Here is a 389-nt window from a genome sequence, read left to right as displayed (position 1 = left end):
AATTCACAAACGCAGCACTCACCGCAGCTTGAACCCCAACTTGGTCTGATCGTAAACTTCGCCCTCACCAAGCGAAGCTAGCAACATGGTGCCGACTTCAAACCGGCTCCAGTGGTCGTGACCTACGTCCTGGCGGTCCCAGTCCGCGACCGCCGCGTGGTACTCGCCAAGCAAACCGCCGGGGATCCTTCGACAGCTACGATACGCCGGTGCCGATGATCAGCTCCGACTCGTACACCATTCTGCTGGACGCAACCCCGCGGCTACCGCAATCGAACGCCACACCCACACCCACACCGGCCGGACTAATCAGGCTCTTCGCAGATGAGGGTGTAGAGGTGGTCGGCGCGTCGTTGCCGGGATAGGGGTCGAGGTCTTCCGAAGATGAG

1 protein-coding gene is annotated in these 389 nt (G+C 60.9%); it reads right to left on the bottom strand.

Translation table 11 applies throughout. From position 1 onward, the window contains the following. Positions 1-196 precede the first annotated feature (196 nt). The coding region (locus BST40_RS31330) for a hypothetical protein (protein WP_208618963.1) at positions 197-389 on the bottom strand (193 nt) is incomplete at its 5' end.

The sequence above is a fragment of the Mycobacterium persicum genome (genome assembly GCF_002086675.1).
Taxonomy (GTDB): Bacteria; Actinomycetota; Actinomycetes; order Mycobacteriales; family Mycobacteriaceae; genus Mycobacterium; species Mycobacterium persicum.
Note: the sequence above shows the minus strand (reverse complement) of the source record. Positions and strands in the feature narration are given on the sequence as shown.